Source organism: Haloprofundus salilacus (genome assembly GCF_020150815.1).
Taxonomy (GTDB): domain Archaea; phylum Halobacteriota; class Halobacteria; order Halobacteriales; family Haloferacaceae; genus Haloprofundus; species Haloprofundus salilacus.
On the sequence record NZ_CP083723.1, the window covers coordinates 301939 to 322610 of the forward strand.

24 protein-coding genes and 1 tRNA gene are annotated in these 20672 nt (G+C 65.6%); 11 read left to right on the forward strand and 14 right to left on the reverse strand.

Annotated elements, in window-relative coordinates; genetic code table 11:
* Positions 1-61 precede the first annotated feature (61 nt).
* The 4 genes from cofC to LAQ58_RS01390 all read right to left on the reverse strand — a co-directional run bounded on the left by cofC (position 62) and on the right by LAQ58_RS01390 (position 3904).
* Positions 62-760 carry a 2-phospho-L-lactate guanylyltransferase gene (gene cofC, locus LAQ58_RS01375; protein ID WP_224448837.1) on the reverse strand — a complete coding sequence of 233 codons (699 nt, stop codon included), beginning with the start codon at positions 758-760 and terminating at the stop codon, positions 62-64.
* A gap of 16 nt (positions 761-776) precedes the next feature.
* Positions 777-1583 carry a hypothetical protein gene (locus LAQ58_RS01380; protein ID WP_224448838.1) on the reverse strand — a complete coding sequence of 269 codons (807 nt, stop codon included), beginning with the start codon at positions 1581-1583 and terminating at the stop codon, positions 777-779.
* On the reverse strand, positions 1552-2733 hold the full coding sequence (locus LAQ58_RS01385; protein WP_224448839.1) for a tubulin/FtsZ family protein: 1182 nt from the start codon (positions 2731-2733) through the stop codon (positions 1552-1554). The genes LAQ58_RS01380 and LAQ58_RS01385 overlap by 32 nt, the downstream gene beginning before the upstream one ends.
* A gap of 277 nt (positions 2734-3010) precedes the next feature.
* Positions 3011-3904 (reverse strand): complex I NDUFA9 subunit family protein, encoded by an 894-nt coding sequence (locus tag LAQ58_RS01390; protein ID WP_224448840.1) that lies wholly within the window; start codon positions 3902-3904, stop codon positions 3011-3013.
* A 160-nt stretch (positions 3905-4064) separates the two neighbouring features.
* Here LAQ58_RS01390 and tmk point away from each other — a divergent pair, with 160 nt between their 5' ends.
* Complete coding sequence (tmk, locus tag LAQ58_RS01395; RefSeq protein ID WP_224448841.1) at positions 4065-4661, forward strand: dTMP kinase; 597 nt, start codon at positions 4065-4067, stop codon at positions 4659-4661.
* An 85-nt stretch (positions 4662-4746) separates the two neighbouring features.
* Positions 4747-5556: a DUF7537 family lipoprotein gene (locus LAQ58_RS01400; RefSeq protein ID WP_224448842.1), complete on the forward strand. Its 810-nt coding sequence runs from the start codon at positions 4747-4749 to the stop codon at positions 5554-5556.
* 85 nt (positions 5557-5641) lie between these two features.
* Here the strand turns inward: LAQ58_RS01400 and LAQ58_RS01405 are convergent, their stop codons facing one another.
* On the reverse strand, positions 5642-5950 hold the full coding sequence (locus LAQ58_RS01405) for a DUF7991 family protein (protein ID WP_224448843.1): 309 nt from the start codon (positions 5948-5950) through the stop codon (positions 5642-5644).
* A 142-nt stretch (positions 5951-6092) separates the two neighbouring features.
* Here LAQ58_RS01405 and LAQ58_RS01410 point away from each other — a divergent pair, with 142 nt between their 5' ends.
* Complete coding sequence (locus LAQ58_RS01410; protein ID WP_224448844.1) at positions 6093-7139, forward strand: thiamine pyrophosphate-dependent dehydrogenase E1 component subunit alpha; 1047 nt, start codon at positions 6093-6095, stop codon at positions 7137-7139.
* A 23-nt stretch (positions 7140-7162) separates the two neighbouring features.
* On the opposite strand, the gene LAQ58_RS01415 is transcribed toward LAQ58_RS01410, so the two are convergent.
* Both LAQ58_RS01415 and LAQ58_RS01420 read right to left on the reverse strand, forming a co-directional pair.
* A complete protein-coding gene (locus LAQ58_RS01415) occupies positions 7163-8113 on the reverse strand; it encodes a M48 family metallopeptidase (RefSeq protein ID WP_224448845.1) in 951 nt (316 codons plus the stop codon).
* Positions 8114-8169: 56 nt separating this feature from the next.
* Positions 8170-8403: an Lrp/AsnC ligand binding domain-containing protein gene (locus LAQ58_RS01420; protein WP_224448846.1), complete on the reverse strand. Its 234-nt coding sequence runs from the start codon at positions 8401-8403 to the stop codon at positions 8170-8172.
* 97 nt (positions 8404-8500) lie between these two features.
* Here LAQ58_RS01420 and LAQ58_RS01425 point away from each other — a divergent pair, with 97 nt between their 5' ends.
* Complete coding sequence (locus tag LAQ58_RS01425; RefSeq protein WP_224448847.1) at positions 8501-9187, forward strand: potassium channel family protein; 687 nt, start codon at positions 8501-8503, stop codon at positions 9185-9187.
* A 2-nt stretch (positions 9188-9189) separates the two neighbouring features.
* A complete protein-coding gene (locus tag LAQ58_RS01430; RefSeq protein WP_224448848.1) occupies positions 9190-9420 on the forward strand; it encodes an Lrp/AsnC family transcriptional regulator in 231 nt (76 codons plus the stop codon).
* Between the two features lie 58 nt (positions 9421-9478).
* Here the strand turns inward: LAQ58_RS01430 and LAQ58_RS01435 are convergent, their stop codons facing one another.
* Positions 9479-9979 carry a DUF5813 family protein gene (locus LAQ58_RS01435; RefSeq protein ID WP_224448849.1) on the reverse strand — a complete coding sequence of 167 codons (501 nt, stop codon included), beginning with the start codon at positions 9977-9979 and terminating at the stop codon, positions 9479-9481.
* Positions 9980-10031: 52 nt separating this feature from the next.
* On the reverse strand, positions 10032-10550 hold the full coding sequence (locus LAQ58_RS01440; RefSeq protein WP_224448850.1) for a CDC48 family AAA ATPase: 519 nt from the start codon (positions 10548-10550) through the stop codon (positions 10032-10034).
* Between the two features lie 101 nt (positions 10551-10651).
* Here LAQ58_RS01440 and LAQ58_RS01445 point away from each other — a divergent pair, with 101 nt between their 5' ends.
* The 5 genes from LAQ58_RS01445 to LAQ58_RS01465 all read left to right on the forward strand — a co-directional run bounded on the left by LAQ58_RS01445 (position 10652) and on the right by LAQ58_RS01465 (position 16199).
* On the forward strand, positions 10652-11035 hold the full coding sequence (locus LAQ58_RS01445; protein ID WP_224448851.1) for a hypothetical protein: 384 nt from the start codon (positions 10652-10654) through the stop codon (positions 11033-11035).
* 95 nt (positions 11036-11130) lie between these two features.
* On the forward strand, positions 11131-12378 hold the full coding sequence (locus LAQ58_RS01450; RefSeq protein ID WP_224448852.1) for a carboxylate--amine ligase: 1248 nt from the start codon (positions 11131-11133) through the stop codon (positions 12376-12378).
* Between the two features lie 156 nt (positions 12379-12534).
* Positions 12535-12822, forward strand: a complete 288-nt coding sequence (locus tag LAQ58_RS01455) for a winged helix-turn-helix transcriptional regulator (protein WP_224448853.1) — start codon at positions 12535-12537, stop codon at positions 12820-12822.
* A gap of 85 nt (positions 12823-12907) precedes the next feature.
* Complete coding sequence (locus tag LAQ58_RS01460; protein WP_224448854.1) at positions 12908-14263, forward strand: LLM class flavin-dependent oxidoreductase; 1356 nt, start codon at positions 12908-12910, stop codon at positions 14261-14263.
* 76 nt (positions 14264-14339) lie between these two features.
* Complete coding sequence (locus LAQ58_RS01465) at positions 14340-16199, forward strand: ABC transporter ATP-binding protein (RefSeq protein ID WP_224448855.1); 1860 nt, start codon at positions 14340-14342, stop codon at positions 16197-16199.
* Positions 16200-16597: 398 nt separating this feature from the next.
* On the opposite strand, the gene LAQ58_RS01470 is transcribed toward LAQ58_RS01465, so the two are convergent.
* The 5 genes from LAQ58_RS01470 to ahbB form a co-directional block, all read right to left on the reverse strand.
* Positions 16598-16792 carry a DUF8015 family protein gene (locus tag LAQ58_RS01470; RefSeq protein ID WP_224448856.1) on the reverse strand — a complete coding sequence of 65 codons (195 nt, stop codon included), beginning with the start codon at positions 16790-16792 and terminating at the stop codon, positions 16598-16600.
* Positions 16793-16908: 116 nt separating this feature from the next.
* Positions 16909-16993: transfer RNA gene (locus LAQ58_RS01475), tRNA-Leu, on the reverse strand.
* A gap of 415 nt (positions 16994-17408) precedes the next feature.
* On the reverse strand, positions 17409-17744 hold the full coding sequence (locus LAQ58_RS01480) for a ferredoxin (RefSeq protein ID WP_224448857.1): 336 nt from the start codon (positions 17742-17744) through the stop codon (positions 17409-17411).
* Between the two features lie 68 nt (positions 17745-17812).
* Entirely contained in the window at positions 17813-18274 is a 462-nt protein-coding gene (locus LAQ58_RS01485) for a GNAT family N-acetyltransferase (RefSeq protein WP_224448858.1), read from the reverse strand.
* The gene (ahbB, locus tag LAQ58_RS01490; protein WP_224448859.1) at positions 18271-19314 is read right to left on the reverse strand and encodes a siroheme decarboxylase subunit beta; all 1044 of its coding nucleotides are present in this window, start codon (positions 19312-19314) and stop codon (positions 18271-18273) included. Before ahbB ends, LAQ58_RS01485 begins: the two co-directional genes overlap by 4 nt.
* A gap of 224 nt (positions 19315-19538) precedes the next feature.
* Here ahbB and LAQ58_RS01495 point away from each other — a divergent pair, with 224 nt between their 5' ends.
* A complete protein-coding gene (locus LAQ58_RS01495; protein WP_224448860.1) occupies positions 19539-20600 on the forward strand; it encodes an anthranilate phosphoribosyltransferase in 1062 nt (353 codons plus the stop codon).
* Positions 20601-20672 lie beyond the last annotated feature (72 nt).

Here is a 20672-nt window from a genome sequence, read left to right on the forward strand (position 1 = left end):
GCCTCGACGCCCTCGCGACTGCGCGTCAGGTCACGCGGAGAGCTGGCCGCGCTCTCGCACTTCAACGTTCGCGTTGCACGCCGACGCGGCCATCGCGCGAGTCGACATCGAATCCGGCGTCGAGGAGCCAGTCGCGCGCCCGCCCGTTGGTGTGGAGCAACACCTCGACGAGGTCGTTGGGTTCGTCGACGTCGGTCGACAGGCGCATCGAGTCGAACTCGCGGACGGTCGCACCGATAGAGCGGGCAATTCGGAGGTGGTCGAGATACGATGCGCCGTGGTAGTCGACGTAGAAGTCGGGGTGACGGACGACGAGCGCGTTCGTCCCGCCGCCGCGTCCGGGGGCGACGACGAGGTCACCGCTCGATTCGAGAAAGCGAGAGAGTACTCGCGGGGTGGCGACGGCGAGATCGCTCATCACGATTGCCGTCGGGTCGTCTTCGCGTCGCCGTCGCGTCGCCTCTGTGGCGACGTCGCCGTCGCGTCGCTCGTCGTCGGTCGCGTCGTGGTCGGTCGGGTCGCTGGTCGCGGTGAGTCGGTCGTTGACCGCCGCAGAGAGCGGTCGGTCGTCGACTACGACGGGCGCGTCGAGTTCGACCGGAGCGGTCGCGAGAACGGTCGGTTCCGCGCCGGTTTCGGCGACGGCATCGACGACGTCAGCGAGCATTGCCCGCGAGAACGACTCTCGCTCGGCCGAGTTGAGAACCTCCGCGAGGCGCGTCTTCGGCCGAGTCGCTGCGTACGGGACGAGAACGTCCATGAGAGAAGAGAGGGGGTTATCCCAGTTTATCGTACGTGGTCTGGTTCGAGCGGTACCAGAACACGCCGCCCGCGACGAGCAGGAGTACGACGAGACCGCCGACGGCGTACATCGCCATCTGCATCGTCTGACTCGACTGCTGGGCGGATCCGGCTTGGTCTTCGGCTTCGTTCGCCAGTTCGACCGCGAGGTCGAAGTCAGGGTTGTTCCCGTCGTACGCGCGAATCGCCTGCGTCAGCGACTGTTCGGCCTGCTGTGTGTCCGCACCGCCGGCCGCTTCGATAGCCGCCTCGGCATTTTCGATGGCCGCGCGCGCTTCGGCGCTCTCGGTCGTGTAGTGGTGCGTCTCCCACGAGCCGATCTCGTTGCTCGCGCCGCCGTCGCGCGACTGCGAGAGTCCCATGAGGAGGAACGACTGCTCGTCCTCGTAGTCGTACTCCGTCACTTCCGGCACCGTGCCGGTGACTTTCACGTCGACTTCGCTGACGCCGTCGTTCGAGGAGACGGTCGCGCCGGTGAAGTTCTGCCCGTCGAACTCGTCGCTGCCGACCTTCGAACCGGTCTGGTCGTAGTACGTCACCGTCCACGTCACGTCGGTGAGATTCGTCTCGCCGGCGACCGACCACGTGTTCCACTGCGGGTTCTGGTACAACTGGCCGAGCGTCACCGTCGCACTGACCTGCTCTCCGACCTCACCCTCCGCCGGAACGTTCTCCTCGGCGACCGAGACGGCGGCCGCCGGAGCGGCGAACGCCGAGAGGAGGAGCGCACAGGCAACGAGCGCGGCGAGTTTAGAAGAGCGATTCCAGTTCGTCTTCGTCATCGTTTACCAGATTTTGGAGGTTGTTGTCGCTCTCGCGGTTTATCTCGTCGATGTTGTCCTGCGCCTCGATGGCGACCTGCTGGAGTTCCTTGATACGGGGGACGTTCGTCACGCCCGAAAGCAGGATGACGCTCGCGACGAAGCCACTCCCGGTGACGGGGTAGTCGCCGCCGCGAACCTCCATGCTCCCGGTCTGCTCCTCGAGCCACTTGCGGCCGCGCTCTATACCTTTCCGATTCAGGTGCTGCGGCGGACCAGCCATAACCAACAGCGCGCGCTCGGTTCCTTCGATCTCACAGGGGAGCGTCAGCCGTCCGAGCGCAGCCTTGCGGACGAGACTCGTGATACGGTTCGTCGTGTGGGCGGTGTCGAGCGTGTCGTCGTCGCCGCCGTTGCCGGTCAGCCGCGAGAGGAGTCCGCCGGACTGCTTCTCCTCGACGGATTCGGAGGCGTAGCCGACGGTGGAGACGCCGCCGCCGGAGAGCGTGTTGATGATCTCGGAGGAGTCGACGACGCTCTCGGCGACTTCCTGACCCGCTTGGACCTCGCCAGCGCCGAAGAGGATGCCGAAGCGGCGGACGATTTCGTCGTTTATCTCGTCGTAGCCGCCCTGGACCGATTCGCCGGTCTTGCGCCACGCGTCGTTGTCGAAGACGAGCAGATTGTCGACTTCGCGGACGAACGTCTGGAACGAGCGGGCGGCGTTGAGCGTGTAAATGCCGCCCTCGTCGCTACCCGGGAGGATGCCGAGACCGTAGACGGGTTCGGTGTAGATGCGCTTGAGATGTTTCGCGAGGACCGGCGCGCCGCCGCTGCCGGTGCCGCCGCCGAGACCCGAGACGACGAGGAACGCGTCGACTTCGTGGACCGGAATGCTGTCGATGGCGCCCTGCACCTCGTCAATGTCCTCCTCGGCGACTTCCGCGCCGAGTTCGTTGTCCGCGCCGACACCGTGACCTTTGACCCGCGACTGCCCGATGAGCACACGCTGATCCTTTGGGATGTTGCGCAGCCCCATCAGGTCCGCCTTCGCGGAGTTGACCGCGACCGCCGCCCGGACGATGTCACTGCCGTGTCGCTGGTCGTACTCGACGAATTTGTCGACGATCTTGCCACCGGCTTGCCCGAAGCCGATCATTGCCAGTTTCATGCTTTCGCTCCCCTCGTCATTGTGTGAAAGCCAGTACGAATGTCGATATAAGCCTTATGATGGTAGAAAGTCAGTAAACTGTGATTTTCAGGCATGTTACTCTCTGACGATCAGTCGACAGTAAGGAGTGCTTACGGACCACCTGAACGGCAGTCTCTCGGCCCCAGATCGTTAAAATCGGTGAATATCTCTCTCCACCGAGAACCCTCCGTCTCTCGGTGTTCTCGCCCGTCCAGAACGCGTAAAATATCGAAGGTAAGCCGAAGTTACTGGCCGCTCACCGGGATGACTCCCCGAGATACGCGTCGAGCGTCTTCAGGTCACGCTCGTCTCTACCGAACGCGCCGACGTCGTTGTCGCTTGTCGAGAGGTCAAACTGCAGGCCCCGGTACTGGTCTGCGCCCATCGGGAATCCGGGGATCTTGCCGCCGATGCTGAGACCGATGCCAGCGAGAGCCATCGGCACCGGGATGACGTTCACCGAGCGTCCGTTTGCACCGTGCACTTTCTTCGCTACTTCCGCGAGCGTCAATCTCTCGGGACCACCGATTTCGTAGATGTGGTCGTCGTGTTCGTCACTCTCGACGGCGTCGGCAAGCATCGGTACGATATCTCCGACCCATATCGGTTGGAACTTGGTTTTACCGCCGCCCGGAAGCGGCGTCAGGTACGGAGGCGAGACTTTTTTTGTGAACGGCAGGAACTCACCGCCGTCGCCGAAGATGACGGTGGGTCGGAACATCACCCAGTCGAGGTCCGAGCTCTTGACGACTTCTTCCGCCTGTCCCTTCGCTTGGAGGTACGCCGTCGGTGCGTTCGGGTCCGCGTGAATTCCGCTCATCTGGACGAGTTTCGGGACGCCGTGCGCTTCGGCGGCTTTCACGACGTTCTCGGTGCCACCGAGGTGGACCTCGAAGTGTCTCTCGTTGCCGCCCTTTGGCTTGAACAGCGGCGACAGCGCGACGAGATTGACCACGACGTCCTGTCCCTCGAACGCACCTTCGATGGAGTCGTAGGCGGTCACGTCGCCGCGGGCAGTTTCGACGCCCGGCGGCAGGTCGTCGTCCTCGGGACTCCTCGACAGCACGGTCACCTCGTGGCCGCGGTCGAGCAGTTCCGCCGCGAGGTGCGTTCCGACGAACCCCGTTCCGCCGACGACGAGCACGTTCATACGCATACTGTCGGACGGACTGAACGTAAAGCTACCGCGCGATTCGCTCGCAGCCGACCGTGCTACCCGGTCGAAGCAGCCGTTTCCGTGATGAGGTCGCGGACGTACTCCGCGCGGAGAGCTATCAACGCTTAAGCGCGGCCACCGACTCCACCCGGACATGCTCATTACGCTGGAGGGACTCGACGGCAGCGGGAAGACGACGGTGTGGGAGGCGCTACACGACTCGCACCCCGACGCCGTCTTCACCCGCGAACCGACGAACTCGTGGTACGGCGATGCGGTCAACCGCGCCATCGGCGACGACGACGCCGACCCGCTCGCCTCGCTGTTTCTGTTCACCGCCGACCACGCCGACCACCTATCGCGGGTGATTCGCCCCGCGCTAGCTGACGGCGAACTCGTTGTCTCCGACCGCTACTCCGACTCTCGGTACGCGTATCAGGCGGTCGAACTCCAGCGAACCGAGATAAACCGCCCGCTAGAGTACATCCGCGGCATCCACGCCGCCTTCACCCGACCGCCGGACGCGACCATCTACTTCGACGTCGACCCCGAGACAGCGGCGGCGCGAAGCGGCGCGACTAACAAGTTCGAGCAAGCCGAGTATCTTGCCTCGGTTCGGGCGAACTACGAGCGACTCGTCGACGCCGAACCGAACCGGTTCGTCCGCGTCGACGCGACGAAATCACCCGAGGAAGTCATCGACCGCGTCGAGGACGCCGTCGACCGACTCGTCGCCACTCACGACGACTGAGCGGGCGTGCACTTTGCACGATCGACGTGGGTTGCTCTGTCGGCGCGGCGTCAGGTTGATGTATCACGCTTCGGACGTTTCGGTAATGCCTTCCAGAATCGCTTCGCTCGCAGTTGTCTCCCTCCTTCTCCTCTCGGGCTGCGGCGGCATTCTCGGCGACGAATCGCCGACGCCGCCGAGCGAGAATCGGACGAACGACTCCGCTCGGTGGCTCGCGCCTGGACTGACGAGCGACGGCGTCGAGGACGCGGAGGCGCTCGCGTCGACGCACCGCCGATCCGTGGAGTCCCGGTCGCGGACGGCGGCGATGCGGACGCAGGTAACGGCCGCCGAAAACGGGAGTCTCCTCTCGAACCGTAGCTACGTCGTTCGGGTGGCGGACGACGGGCGACGACTCGCCGAGCAGACTGGCGACTCTCGTACGGACGACGAGTATCGTCCGCGCGTTTACTGGTACGACCCGAACGTGTCCGAGTACGCCGCGCGCAGCGGTGCGAACGACGGCGAGGTCAGCTACACCTACAGCCGAGAGACCAACGGAGAGCTGTTCTCGGACGGTACGTACGCGGACCGCCTGTACAGCCTCTTCACCGTGTTGAACGTCAGCGTCGCCCCCGAGACAGTCGACCGTTCCGTCCACCGGCTGGAAGCCTCGGAACGGAGCCTCCTTTTCGACGGGCGAGAGCTCCGAAACGTCACGCTCACGGCACGAGTCGACTACTCCGGCGTCGTCCGGTCGTACGAACTGCAGTACGAGACCGAACGAGGTGGAACGTCGGTGCGGATAACCGAGCGGGTGCGCATCACCGACCTCGGGTCGACGGAGGTGGAACGACCCGAGTGGGTCGAGACGGCGAGAAACGAGAGCGGCGGGTCGGCCGCCGCGTTAACGTAGCCGCGACGCCCTCAGCGGTATTGAGGACGCTGTACTCGGCGGATGTCGGAGACGCGGTACCGAACGAGTGTCGAGGGCACTGTACTCAGCGAGTGTCGGGGACGCTGTATTCGTCCGGCGACGGCATGTAGAGCACGTCGATGGTGAAGCCGAGCGCCAGCGGCATGCCGACGAGCAGGCCGAGTACGCCCATCTGGCCGAGTTCGATCGGAACGAGTTGGCCCGTGACCAGTGTCAGCGCCAGCAGCGCGAACGGGATGAGGACGACGGCGTAGAGCACCATCCCCCACTGCGTGTTCAGGCGCAAGCGGAGAAATCGCGTCATCACCGCTGCGACGAACGTGTGCGCGAGGAACGCAACCCCGAGTAGGACCAGACCGAGGACCGAGACCATACCCCGCCTACGGGGCGCGCGCTCTTTGGACTGTCGGAACGCGGCGTCTCCTCCGTCTCGCGTCGACGGCCATCGAGTCGACAGTCGTCCCCTCGTCCCGAACCGACTCACTTTATCACGAATAATCGCCCACACGTGTGTCATGCACCGACTCATCGACGAACGGTCCCTGTCGGAGTCGCCGTTCTCGCCCGACGACGCTCGAGCAGCCTACGTCGACCTGGTTCGGACACGGCGATTCGACGAGCGCGCGCTCGCGCTACAGCGGCGCGGCTGGATGAGCGGCTACCCGCCGTATCTCGGCCAGGAGGCGTCACAGGTCGGCGCGGCTCACGCAATGGCCGACGACGACTGGCTCTTCCCGACGTACCGCTCGAACGCCCTCCAGATCGCCCGCGGCGTCCCGATGAGCGACATCCTCCGCTATCGCCGCGGCTACCCCGAGTACCACTCCGACCATGACGTCCCCGTCTTTCCCCAAGCGGTTCCCATCGCCAGCCAGATTCCGCACGCCGTCGGCGCGGGGATGGCGCGCGACTACCGAGAGAACGACGAAGCGATGCTCGTCTGCTTCGGCGACGGCGCGACCAGCGAGGGCGACTTCCACGAGGCGCTGAACTTCGCGGGCGTCTTCGACGCGCCTGTCGTCTTCTTCTGCGAGAACAACGGCTGGGCAATCTCGCTGCCGCGGAAGCGACAGACCGCCAGCGAGTCGATAGCCGTCAAAGCCGAGGCGTACGGCATCGAGGGCGTGCAGGCCGACGGCAACGACCCGCTGGCCGTCCGCGACGCGGTCGAGCAGGGACTCGAAGCCGCCCGAGCCGGGACTCCCGTGCTGATAGAGAGCCTCACGTACCGCCGCGGCGCGCACACGACGGCCGACGATCCCTCCGTCTACCGCGACGACGACCCGGACCTCCCCGAGTGGCGGACCCGCGACCCGCTCGAGCGGTTCGAGGAGTTCCTCCGCGCTGAGGGCGTCGTCGACGACGCGTTCGTCGAAGAAGTGTACGAAAACGCGAACGAGGAACTGGCCGAGGCCGTTGAAACCGCTGAGTCCGGCCCGCGTACCGACCCGGACGAACTGTTCGACTTTGTCTACGAGGAGCTACCGCCGGAACTCGAAGCCCAGCGCGAGGCGATGCACGACTCCATCGCGAACCACGACCCGCAGGAACTCGACCGATAACGGGTCGACAGTTCGAAAACGGGTCACCGAATCGGAATCGACCGCGCCGCCGCGTCTCGCTGTTCGGCCTTCTTGACCAACCGTTCGATACGCGCCTCCAGCGGTGGATGCGTCGACAGCAGTCGGCCGAGTTGCGTGTCGTCCGCTGGCGCGGGGGTCGGCGTCGGCATTCCGAAAAACAGGCTCAACGGCGACTCGGTCGCCTGCTGCAGTCGGTGGAGCGCGCGAGCGAGCGACAGCGGTCGACCCGTCACCTCGACGGCCCGGTCGTCGGCGGCGAACTCCCGGCGTCGCGAGTACGCGCGGACGAACAGGGTGAGGCCCACGGCGACCAGCGTCACGACGCCTGCGGCGCCGTACTCGTCGTTCGAGAGCGGCGTCGCCGTCGGCGTCCCGCGCACCCACGCCGTCGCCCGGGCGACGCCTTCGAAAAACAGCGCGACCGGCAGGAGCGCCAGCGCGAGCACGCCGACGACGGTTCGAAGCGCGCTGATGGCGAACATCTGTACCAGACCGTCGTACCCCTCCAGGTGCGCGAGTTCGTGCGCCAGCAGCGCCTCGAACTCGTCGGCTGAGAGCATCCGAAACAGCGACCGGTCGACGACGACGATACCGTCTCTCGGACCGCCGAGCGCGAACGCGTTCGGCGCGGCGAGGCGGGCGACGTACACCGCCGGCGTCGCGATCTCCATTCGGTCGCAGAGCGCGTCGAGCCGGCGGTAGAGCGCCGGCGCGCGCTCGGGAGCGAGCGGCATCGCGTCGACGCTCGCCAGCAGTCTCGGAACTCCGAAGCGGTAGTTGGCCCACGCCGTCAGGAGCACGACGGCGGAGACGAGGGCGACGCTCACCGCCGGGTCAGGACGGACGGACCAGAGAAGGAGCAGAAACTGGTATGTCAGGAGGGCGAGCACCGCGTAGAACGCCAAGAGCGACAACCCGACTACGACCGCAAACGCGCGGAACAGAAGTCGCATGAGGAAACTACGTTTGGGCGGTTCAAACAGTTGTTGTCGGTGGCTCCCGATTCCGCTCAGTCGTCGAGCGAGATGTACGTCTTCGTGTCGGTGACGCCCTGAAGGCTCTGAACCTCCGACGAAGCGGTCTTGAGAACGTCGTACACCTCCTCGGCGTCCACCTCTACGATGAGGTCGTACGCGCCCGCGACGATGTGCGCCTCCGCCACTCGTTCGAGCTCTCGGATCGGCGCGACCAACTGCTCGGACTCTCCGGCCCCCGTCTTCACCATGATGAACGCGTGAACCATCGTGGTGTGTTACTCGGTAACGTGGCAAAAAGTTTCCCCCGGGTCACGTCGGCGAACGGGGGTAAGGTTATTCTCCCCCGCCGACGTACGCCGTTCCATGCGGTTCGTTATCATTGGTGCCGGTCGTGTCGGACTTCGAACGGCGCGCGTCCTCCGGGAGGAAGGCAACGACGTGACGCTCATCGAACAGGACGGAGATCAGGCCGAGCGCGCTCGCGCAAACGGTTTCGAGGTCGTCGAGGGTGACGGCTCTCGCGAGCCGATACTGGAGTCGGCAGGGGTCGACGAAGCCGACGCGCTCGGCGCGCTCACGAGCGACCTCAACGTCAACTTCGCCGCCTGCATGATCGGCAAGCACTACGGCTGTCGGACGGTGATGCGCATCGACGAGGACTACCGCGAGGAGATCTACCAGAAGTACGCCAAGGAGGTGGACGAGATCGTCTACCCCGAACGACTCGGCGCTATCGGCGCAAAGAACGCGCTGCTCGGCGGGTCGATTCGCGCCATCGCCGACATCGCCCAGAGCCTCCAGGTGCTTCTCATCACGATCACCGAGGAGTCGCCGATGAACGGCTACACGATAAGCGAGGTCGCGCTCCCGTCGGAGTCGCGCATCCTCGCGTTCGGCAAAGACGGCGCTTCAATGGGGATTCCGCTCCCCGACGACTCGCTGGAGACCGGCGACCGGGTGGCCGTGCTCGCGGACTTCTCGGTGCTTGACGAGGTGCGCCAACTGCTCGTCGGCGACAGTTCAATGGCCGCCGCCGTGGGGGGTGACTGAGAATGGTCACCGCCTACGTGATGGTGAAAGCCAACACCGGCGAGGCCGAGCGACTGCGCAACGAGATTTCGTCGCTCGACGGCGTCGTCGACGCCCACATCGTCGCCGGGGACGTCGACATCATCGCCAAGGTGACCGTCGACACGCCCGCGGAGGTCAAGAACATCTCCGCGACCGAGATACAGGGCATCGACGGGGTCGAGGACACCCAGACGTACATCTCGATGGACTGAACGCGACCGCCCGTCCGCGCGAGCGGTACGGCACAGCACGCTACGCGCTCCTTTCGTGCTACTCGGCGGGGTCGCTCCCTCCGGCTTGATACGCCTGCGAGAGCATCGACGACACCGGTTCAGTGTAGTCATAGCCGGGGATGATACCCTGGGCATACGTCCCCTCGACGAAGTCGACGAGCGCGCCCGCGTCGTCGACGCCACGCCGCTCGTTGATGTCCTCGAACGACAGCTCGACGGTCGCGTGGCGGCCTTCCTCCGCGACCTCCGGGTCGAGGTCGCGTTCGACGGCGGTGACGCCGCCCACGTCGACGACGCGGAGTTCGAACGTCTCGTACCAGCCCTCCTCGACCACGTCGGCCACCTCGTCGTTGGTCACCTCGTCGAGCATCGGCACGCGGACGGTCACGTCATAGACAACGCGGCCGTCTTCGCCCGGCGACACCTCGACCGTGCCCTCGAACGGCGTCTTCACGGATTCGTACGTCGTCTCGTCTACTCTCTCGAACGACGCGTGGTCGCGGAAGGCGCGGTGCACGCGGTCGGGAACGTCGGTCATCGGTGGGAGAAGGGGCTCGCGGGAGAAAAACGACTCGCGTTGGGCGGGCCGGTCACCACTCCGAAAGGTCGAGACGCGTGAGCGTGATTTCAGTGTCAGCGGTGATTCTCACCGGCGCGTCGGGCGTCGTCGCCTCGACCCGCGCGGGACCGCCCCTGTACCGTTCCCCGACGCCCTTTCTCAGAAAAATCGTCTGTCCGAGTTCGACCGGCAGCGAGCGGAGTTGGTTGTGGACCATCTCTTCGATACGCGGCGTGGCAGGGAGTTTCGGCATCGCGAACGTCGAACGCTCGGCGTCCGTCGGGTCGACCGTCGTCGCCGAAACCTCGTTGCCGAGGTTGACGCCGAGATTTATCCGAAACGCGCCGTCGGTCATCACCCACGGCGCGTCGATGTCCGCGTGTCGAACCACCTCTCCGTCTGCCGGATACGCGGCGGCGATGGCGCTCCGGTCACCGTTTCGGAGGCGAACGACGTCACCCGCCTCCAACGACAGCGACGAGAACGCGTCGCCGGAGAGTCGGACGAGGTTCGTCTCGCCCGGCCGCGCTTTGAGGACTCGGAGATTCATCGGCCGTCGATACGAGGCATCCGACCGAGACGTTTTCGCCGACGTTCACACCGAGTGACGACAATCTACTTACAAGAGTCCGGAAACTCTTCGCTCGACAGATGTTCGAGTGGCTCTTTCCGGGGTGGTCGAACCCGGCCGGTCTGGCGGCGTTCGTCGGCCTGCGAATCCTCCTCAACGTCGCGCTGACCGCGCTCGCGGCGAGAGCCGTCGGTCGGCGCGCGACTACGACCGCGGCGATGGCGGCCGGGACCGCCCTCTCCGGGACGATGCTGATACTGTTGCTCCGACCGGGCGTTCTCGGTCACACAGCGTCGTACGTCGAACTCGCCGTGCAACTCGCGATAGTTGTCCTCGGGGGCTACATCGCCTACGCCGACTGCTCCACGAAGCGACGGGTAGCCACCGTAACTGCCCTTGTCACCGCGCTCGCGCTCCTGCTGTTTACCGTTCCAATCTACGGCGAGGCGTTCGTCGCACCCTGAGACGGGTCGGCAGACGACCTGCAACCCGAACCCAGATATCGGCCCCGCTGTCCGCTATTGACGGGCTTTTATCGGTCGCACCGAAACGACCGCGCATGGCAGACCGCTTTCTCGAAACCGACGACCTGCTAGAGGCCGTCGCCGAGGCGACGTTCGACCGCCCGCCGGCCGTCGTCGCCAACGCGCACATCACGGGACTGAGCGTCGCACGGGCGCTCGACGCCCACGGCGTGCCGGTCATCGCGCTCGACCGCTCCGGCGACGGCGTCGCACCGCCGTCGGAGGCGATCGACTTCGCCGGGCGCGTCACCTACCCGCTGGACGACAGTGACGGGTTCAAGAAAGACCTCGAAGCGCTCGCCGACGCCGCTGGCACCGACCTCGTCGCGTTCGGCTGTATGGACGAGTGGGTCCACGCGTTCGCGGACACCGAACCCGAGGGCGTCCGTCGGCCCTTCTCGGACAAGAAGGGGATCGACGCCGTGCTTGACAAGTCGTCGCTCTACCGTCTCGCAGAGGAGTTGGAGGTTCCGTACCCCGAGACGTACTGGCTCGACGAGAGCGACCCCGACGCTGCCGCGGAGGCGCTCGGCTTCCCGTTCGTGCTCAAACCCGCGCTGAAGCGCGAGGGCGAGGAGGCGCTCGGGACGAACGTGCTGGAAGTCGGCGACCGCGAGGAGCTGTACGAGACGCTCGAAGCTGCCGAAGCGGCCGACATCGAACTGCTCGCACAGGAGAAAGTGAACATCGCGCAGGGCCGCGACATGTCGCTCGCGTCATACGTCTCACCTGGCGGCGAGACTCTCTCGGTCGTCGGTAACGCGCGCGTCCGCTACCCGCTGGCGTTCGGCACCTCCTGCGTGGTCGAGACGACCGACCGACCCGAAATTCGCGAGCGTGCGCTGTCGGTGCTGGAGCGGACGGGCTATCACGGCATCAGCGAGTCAGAGTTCGTCTACGACGCCGACCGCGAGGAGTACGTCCTCCTCGACATCAACACGCGCCCGTGGAAGTGGATATCCATGCCCGTCGCCGTCGGGGCGAACCTGCCGCTGGCCGCGTACTCGTCGGTCGTCGACGATGTGAGCTACGACGTCGCGAGCGCGGCCGACTCCGTCGACGACGGGCGCTGGGTCTACCTCCGCGACTACCTGACGCTGCTGTCGACGGACGACTCGCTCCGCGACGTGCTTTCGGGCGACGACTGGGAGGCGCTCGCCGCCGGAAGCTTCGAATCGTCGGGGACGCTGACGACGGGCGTCTACCGGCCCTCGGACCCGAAACCAACCGCGAAACTGCTGGAGACAGAGTTCAGCCGTCGCGACTACTACTGTTCCTGCTGAGCGGCGGGTTCGTTCCGCCGAGACGGGACGCCGTCTCGGTTTCCGCGACCCCTCGGCCCGGTCGAACTCGTGGATCAGACGATTGTGCCCGGTTGACGTGATTTTCCGGCGCCAACACGCAAGCCATTTCAACGCAGTATGTTGTCTGTTCAATGTATGGCTGAGACAGAGGCTCGAAACAGCGTCGACCGGCTCGTCGAACTCCTCGACGACCGCCTGAAGAAATCCGAGTGGGAAATTCTCGTCGCCCTCGCCGAGGCCGACGGCCCGCTCACCGACGAGGAACTCGCCGAGGCGACCGGCTACACCGACCGCACCGTCTCCAAGCGCGTCGACACGCTTGAAGAGCAGGTCCACGGTGGGACGCTGATTCAGCGCGACGACGACGGCAATCCCTATCTCCACTCGCAGTTCGCCGCCGCCGTCCGTCAGCACGAATCGTAGCCAGGCCTCGCTCTCCGTCGCCGCTACCCCACGTGAGCCGCCGGTATCGCCCACCTATTACTGTCTCTGACTCCTGTCTCCGCCAATGACCGAGCGGATGCACCTCAACCTCTTCACGATGAACTCGGTGGAGCACGTCTCGCCGGGGCGGTGGACGTACCCAGGTGACCAGTCGCACCGCTACACTGACCGCGATTACTGGACCGAAGTCGCGCGAACCGCCGAACGCGGCGGCTTCGACGCCATCTTCTTCGCCGACGTGCGCGGCATCTACGACGTGTACGGCGGCGATCGGGATTCGGCGATCCGGAACGCCATTCAGACCCCCGCGAACGACCCGCAGGCGCTCGTCCCCGCAATGGCCGAGGTGACAGACCATCTCGGCTTCGCCGTCACCCGGTCGACGACGTACACTCACCCGTACCAACTCGCGCGCGAACTGTCGACGCTCGACCACCTCACCGACGGGCGAGTCGCGTTCAACATCGTCACCTCCTACCTGGAGAGCGCCGCCGAGAACCTCGGCCTCGACGAGCGGATGGACAGGGAAACGAGATACGACCGCGCCGACGAGTTCATGGACGTCTGCTACGCGCTCTGGGAGGAGAGCTGGGAGGAGGACGCCGTCGTGGCCGACCGCGAGCGCGGCGTCTACGCCGACCCCGAGAAGGTCCACGCCATCGACTTCGACGGCGAGTTCTTCTCGGTGCCCGGCCCGCACAGCTGCGAGCCGTCGCCGCAGCGGACGCCCGTGCTGTATCAGGCAGGGTCGTCGGACCGCGGCCGCGACTTTGCCGCCGACAACGCCGAAGCCGTCTTCGTGAGCCAGCCGACCGAAGCGGGCACCCGAAGCTACATCGAGGACATGCGCGAACGGGCCGCCGACCGCGGCCGCGACCCCGATTCGCTGCTCTTCTTCCCGGGTATCGTCCCCATCGTCGGCGAGACGGAGGAACTCGCGCACGAGAAACACGAGAGCTTCCGCGAACACGTCAGCACCGAGGGGACGCTCACCATGCTGTCGGGATTCTTGGACATGGACCTCTCGCAACTCGACCCCGACCAGAAGGTCGAACACATCGAGACGGACGCGATTCAGGGCGCGATGAACGCGTTCACGAAGAACGACCCCGACCGCGAGTGGACCGTCCGCGAAGTCGCCGAGTTCTCGGGGCTCGGCTCTACGTCGCCGGTCGTCGTCGGCACGCCCGAGCAGGTCGCCGACGAACTCCAGCACTGGTTCGAGGAGGTCGGCGTCCACGGCTTCAACGTCAAGGAGATTACGCGACCGGGGACGCTGAACGACTTCGTGAACCTCGTCGTGCCCGTCCTCCGCGAGCGCGGGTTAGTGCGCGAGGCGTACGAAGGCGAGACGCTGCGCGAGAACGTCCTCGGCGCGGGGCAGCGTCGGCTCCGCGAAGACCACCCGGCGAAGCAGTGAGACCCGACGGAGAAAAACCCGCCCTCTCGCACCGATTGCGATGGGATTTTGTCGTCCGCGTGACCCGTAGCGTGTAGTGACCGACGCAGACGCGCCGTTTCAAGCGCTCGCCGCCGACGTCGAACGCCCGATACAGCGGGTGTTCGCCGAGTACGGAATGCCGGAGCTACAGTGGTTGACGCTCGGCGTCCTGACGAGTTTCCTCTCCCGGGCGGCGAATCTCGTCCCGCCCCTCCTTCTCGGTGTCACGCTGAACGCCGTCGAGTCCGGTCCGAGCGCGTACAGCCTCCCGCTCGTCCCCGACGCGTGGCTCCCGCCGGGGGTGCCGGGGCAGCTGGCGCTGTCGATAACGCTCATCGCGATCGCGTTCGTCGTCGCCGCGGTGGCGTCGTGGGGGCGGACTGTGACGCTGAACCTGTTCGCACACCGCATCGAGCACTTTCTCCGGACCGACACGTACGAGCGGATGCAGGCGCTCGACATGGCCTTTTTCGACGACAAGCAGACCGGCGAGATAATGTCAGTGCTAAACAACGACGTGAACAATCTGGAGATGTTCTTCGACAACGCCCTAGAGAGCACCATCCGTCTCGTCGTGATGGTGCTCGGCATCGCGGGCGTGCTGTTCTACCTCAATTGGCAACTCGCCGTCGTCACGCTCGTCTTCGTCCCGGTGCTCGCGGGCTTCACCTACTGGTTCATGACGCGCGTCGAACCCGTCTACGCCGCTGTCCGGTCAAGCGTCGGCGGTCTCAACATCCGACTGGAGAACAACCTCTCGGGTATCGACCTCATCAAGACCACGGCGACGGAAGCGTACGAGGCCGAGCGCGTCCGCAGCGCCTCACAGGAGTACTTCGACCAGATAATGACCGTCATCAAACTCTCGGGCATCTACCAACCGGGGATGCAGTTTATTGGCGGAATGACGTTTCTGGCGACGTTCGCCGTCGGCGGCTACTGGCTGGTCGTGGGCCCGCCGCCGTACGCCAGCGGGGCGTTGCAGGTCGGGACGTTCGTCACGTTCGTCACGCTCGCCCGGGAGTTGGTCGCGCCGGTCAGCGAGTCGGGCAGCATCGTCGAGTGGTACGAGAACGCGCTCGCATCAACGCGGCGCATCTATGCGCTCCGCGACCTGCCGACGAGCATCGACGACCCGGACGCCCCCGTTTCGCTCGGCGCCGTTGAGGGGCGCGTCGAGTACGACGCGGTCTCCTTCTCCTACGACGAGAACGAGCGGGTGCTCGACGACGTGAACTTCGTCGTCGAACCGGGGGAGACGCTCGCGCTCGTCGGTCCCACGGGGGCAGGCAAGTCGACGATTCTGAAGCTCCTTCCGCGGCTCTATGACGTCGACGACGGGTCGGTTCGCGTTGACGGCGTCGACGTGCGCGACGCCCCGGTCACCGAGTTACGCGGCGCTATCGGCTACGTCGGTCAGGAGACGTTCCTCTTCGACGGCACTGTCGCCGAGAACCTCCGGTACGGGGCGTTCGACGCAACGGACGAGGAAATGGTCGACGCCGCGAAAGTCGCGGAGGCGCACGAGTTCATCGAAGAACTCGCCGACGGCTACGACACTCGCATCGGCGAGCGCGGGGTGAAGCTCTCGGGCGGCCAGCGCCAGCGACTCTCGATCGCGCGCACGGCGCTGGCGGACGCGCCGATTCTCATCCTCGACGAGGCGACGTCGGCGGTCGACACCGAGACCGAACGACGCATCCAGCGCGGGCTGGACCGACTCACCGAGGACCGGACGACGCTCGTCATCGCACACCGCCTTTCGACGGTGACGAACGCCGACCAGATTCTCGTCCTCGACGACGGGCGAATCGCCGAACGCGGGTCGCATCGGGAACTCCACGCCACCGACGGCGAGTACGCGTCGCTGTGGGCGGCGCAGGCGACGGCGTCTGCGGAGCCGCACAACAACTGACAGCGTGCTGGCCGAAATGGTCGTGGTGCCAGACGGCCGCTATCGTGTTGGTCGAGACGACCGGTGGCTCGACTCCGGCAAACAGGCGACGGTGACTCTCAAACTGACTGACCGGTCACCCCCCTCAGGCTGCCGTCTGCGCCATGCTTAAGTACACAGGGGCTCTGGGTTCAGGTGACGCTTCGCTTTGGAGGGCCGAAGCGTCAGCGGGGACCAATTTAGGGCGGCAAACGCTGCACCCTTGCTTTTCTCACGGGTGCGGCGTTTTCCCCTTTCGGACGACACAACCACCGACGAGCGGCGAGTCTCGCCGTATCAGACGCCCGTACTAGAGAAACCGAGCGGTCGCTCGGCGTCTCGTCTTCGACCATTCGCGCAACGCCTCGCAGAACTTCACGCTAAGGGTCCGTCGGCGGATGTCTCGCCAGTCCGTCGAACATCGCCGCCGATGCGACGGCCGTCCCGGCACCGCCGGCCAGCGAGAACGGAACGACCGTCAACGCTCCGAGCGCCCCACCGCCAAAGAGCGCGATACCCATCACGAGCAGTATCAGGTCGAACCGGCTCGGGACCGTCGAGGCGAGGTCGCTCATGGCTCTAATTAGATGTTATTAGCCGGGCTTGTGTAAGTTGGGACCTGTCGGAAAGCGTGAGTTTCGGCTCCGGCAGCGTCGGCGTCGCGGTGCCGCGCACGGCGTCGAAAAGCGGATGCGAGGGACGAGATTTGAACTCGCGAATCCCTACGGAAGCGGGTCTTAAGCCCGCCGCTTTTGGCCTAGCTCAGCCACCCTCGCGCACCCTGTCGTACTGTCGTCCCCCGCAAGTCGGTTTCGGTACGCGTTGGTCATCGGAGACGGGACCGACCTCCGTCTCGCCTTTGACCCGCTTCGCTCGTCAGAGACTCAGCCGAATCTCGTTCGGCCTGCCTCGGACACACTTCGTTCGTCCGAGACACCGGCGAACACCTCGACAGACGACAGTCGCTAATGTACGAGTCGTGACGACGCTCGTGGAGGACCGTCCCATCTCGCCGCGTACAACCTCAAGAATAGTTTAGGCGTCCGAGACCGCGTTTCCGGGTTCGAGGCACACACGATGCCCTCGCAGAACCCGCGGTTCGTCACCGGAGACGGAACGGCTTCGCTGAACGACTGACGATCCGCTCCGACGGCGACTCGTCGCCGGTCCGTCGTTGGCCTGTCGCGGCGCTCACCAATCGACGCTCAACGTCCCGTCGCCGTGGGGGTTCGGCGCGATCTCCTCGTCGGTGCGGCGGTCGATGACGTGAATGACGCCCTCGCCTTTTTTCGCTGGACAGACCTCGGCGGCCCGAACGTTCTCGTCGAGTTCGTCCTCGCCGACGTAGTACGACTTTGCCTTCGCCAGCCCGGAGGCGAGATCCATCTCCCAGTTGTCGGCGACCTCGGCGCAGCGTCCCGCGCCGAAGCACTTGTTGGCCTCGAAGATTATCTTGTACGGCTTCTCCGCTACAGGGGGACCCTCCCCGCCGAACTCGCTCGGCTTTTTGACGCCGTCGTCGCTCATCAAGCGGAGATAGCGGCAGGTCGAACTTTCGTCTGTCGGTCCCGCGTCGGTGACCGTCCGCCGCCGACTCACAGCGATTTCCACATCTCGACGTGCGGGATTCCCGCCTCCTCGAACACGTCGCTCGTCGTCTCGTAGCCGAGGTCGCGGTAGAACGTCTCGACGTGGGTCTGGGCGTGAAGCCGTAGCTCTCGGACGCCGCCGTCGCTGGCGGCGCGTTCGAGCGCCTCGACCAGTCGCTTTCCCCACCCGTTCCCGCGCTCGGCTTCGAGGACGGCGACGCGTTCGACTTTCCGAACGCCGTCGTCATCGTCGACGCGGCGGAGACGCGCCGCGCCGACCGGTTCTCCGCCGTCGTAGGCGACGAACTGCAGCGTTCCCACGGCGTCGTCGTGCTCGTCCCACTCCAGTTCCTCCGGAACGCCCTGCTCGTTGACGAACACCGCCTCGCGAACGGCGAAGGCGTCCTCGCGCGCCGCCTCGCTCTCCACCGGTTCGACGCCCGTCTTCCCCGTCTTCGATCCGTTCATTTCTCCCCGCCCACCAGTTCGTCGTACTGCGCACCGGTCTGTTTGAGCGTCTCCGTCGAGTAGAGTCGCTCGTGGTCGAACGGCAGAAACTCCGCGGCCAGTTCGTCTATCTTCTCGTCGACGATATCGGCTTCACGGCCGTGAATCATCGTGAAGAGGTTGTACGGCCACCCTTGCTCGGGGCGGCGCGGCCGGTGATAACAGAGCGTCACGTAGGGGAGCGCGCCGACGCGCTCGCCGCGGGCGTCGAGTTCGTCGTCGGGTACGTCCCAGACGACCATGCAGTTGTTCCGAAAGCCAGTGACGACGTGGTTGACGACGCAGCCGATGCGCTTGATACAGCCGTCGTCGAGCAATCGTTTGACCGCCGCCAGCACGTCGTCGACGTCGGCGCCGACGGCGTCGGCGATATCCGCGTAGGGCGTCGCAGACAGCGGGAAGCCGTCCTGGATTTCGAGCAGAAGGTTCGCTTCCAGTTCCGAGAGGCCGCCCGTCGCCTCCTCGCTGATGCGGGTGGCGCTCACCGCGGTTTCGGCGAGACTCTCTCTCGCGAATCTGTCGTCGTTGACCACCGGAAACTCGAGGTCGATGTAGTAGTCGGTGAGCATTGGGAGATTCAGCACCTCGCACCCCGTTCGCTCCTCGATGTCCGCCAGAATCCGGTCGCGCGTCTCCCGCGACCCCGCGGTGACGACGAACCACATGTTCCACTCGTGGTCGCGGCGGTAGTTGTGGTTCACCTGCCGGTAGCCGTTTATCACCTCGGCCACCTCGTCGAACCGTTCTTCGGGCGCTTTCACCGCCGCGAGCGTCGAACTGCCGATGACCGGCGGGTTGAGCACCGCGCCGAACCGTCGGAACACCCCCCGTTCGCGGAGTCGCTCGACCCGCGAGAGCGCCTCGTCCTCGGAGATACCGAGTTCGTCGCCGACGACGCGAAACGGCCGCGCCACGACGGGAAACTCGCTCTGGTATTCGTCGACGAGCGCGGCGTCGACATCGTCGAGGTCGGTACGCCAATCGGCGTCTACGGGACCCATCGCCCGGAGTTAGAACGGGGTGAACCTACCAGTTTCGGACTCTCCGCGCGACGAGCGACGCAGAGCGCCCCGCAGCGTCGAAAGCGAGGTGAGTCTCGTCGAGTCAGCAGGTCGTTGTCGAGTCGTCGGATTGTCGTCGGGTCGCCGCTCGCTTACCCGACTCTTCGACGAGATTCTCGGCGGAGAGCGGGACGTTTTTGCTCCGGCCGTCCCAAGCCGCACCTATGACGAACGCGACCCAGGAGTTTGGCGAGTGGCCGCTAAAACGGCTGATGACGGAAGTTTGCGGCTCCGGACACAAATCGGCCGACGACCTCACCCGCGAGCAGGCTCGAGAGGCGATGCGGCGCATCTTCGCGGGCGAACCGGACTCCACGACGCTCGGCGCGTTCTGGCTCGCGAACCGGTGGAAGCGCAACAACCCCGAAGAACTCGCCGCGTACACCGACGAGATGTGCGCGCGCGTCGAGTACGCCGAACCAGATGCCGACCCTGTCGACTGCGGCGCGAACTACGACGGGAAGGGCCGAACGGCGATTCTCGGCGTCGCCGCGGGCGTCGTCGCGGCGGCAGCAGGCACGCCGGTCGTCACGCACTCGGGCGATCGCGTCCCGACCCAGAAACAGGACGCGTACAAGCACGTCCTCGACGAACTCGGCGTCAGGACCGAACTCCAACCCCGAGAGTCGGCCGACATGGTCGACGAGACCGGCTTCGGCTTCTACTACCAGCCGGCGTTCAACCCGGCGGTCCACGACCTCTTCGACCGGCGCGACCAGATGGGTGTCCGGACGTTCGTCAACACCATCGAGACGCTGGCGAACCCCGCCAACGCTGATGTCCACCTCGGGTCGTTCTACCACCTCGCGTTCGCGAAGAAGGTGACCGACACGTTCGAGGCGAGCGAGCACCACGACCTCCACCGCGTCATCATGTTCCAGGGAATGGAGGGGTACGACGACATCCGCCCGGGGTACACCAAGGTGGCGGAGTGGACCGACGGCGAGTTCGAGGATTACGAGATAGAGACGCCGAACTACGGGATGGAGTTCGAGAGCGAAGATCTCGAAGTCGGCGACGTCGCCGCCGACTCCGCGCGCATCACCGAGGACGTCGTCTCCGGCGACCGCGATGACCAGTTCGCCGACGCCGTCGCGCTGAACGCGGCGTTCCGTATCTTCGCCCGCGAGGACGCCGAGGACCTCGAAACCGGGCTGGAGATGGCCCGCGACGCCATCGCCGACGGCAGCGCCGAGGCGGTACTCGACGACCTGCGCGCGTTCTGAGGCTCGTTTCTCGTCCCTTCTCTCGCACCTTCATCCGCTCTCGCTTCCCGCATTTTGCGTCTCCTCTCACCC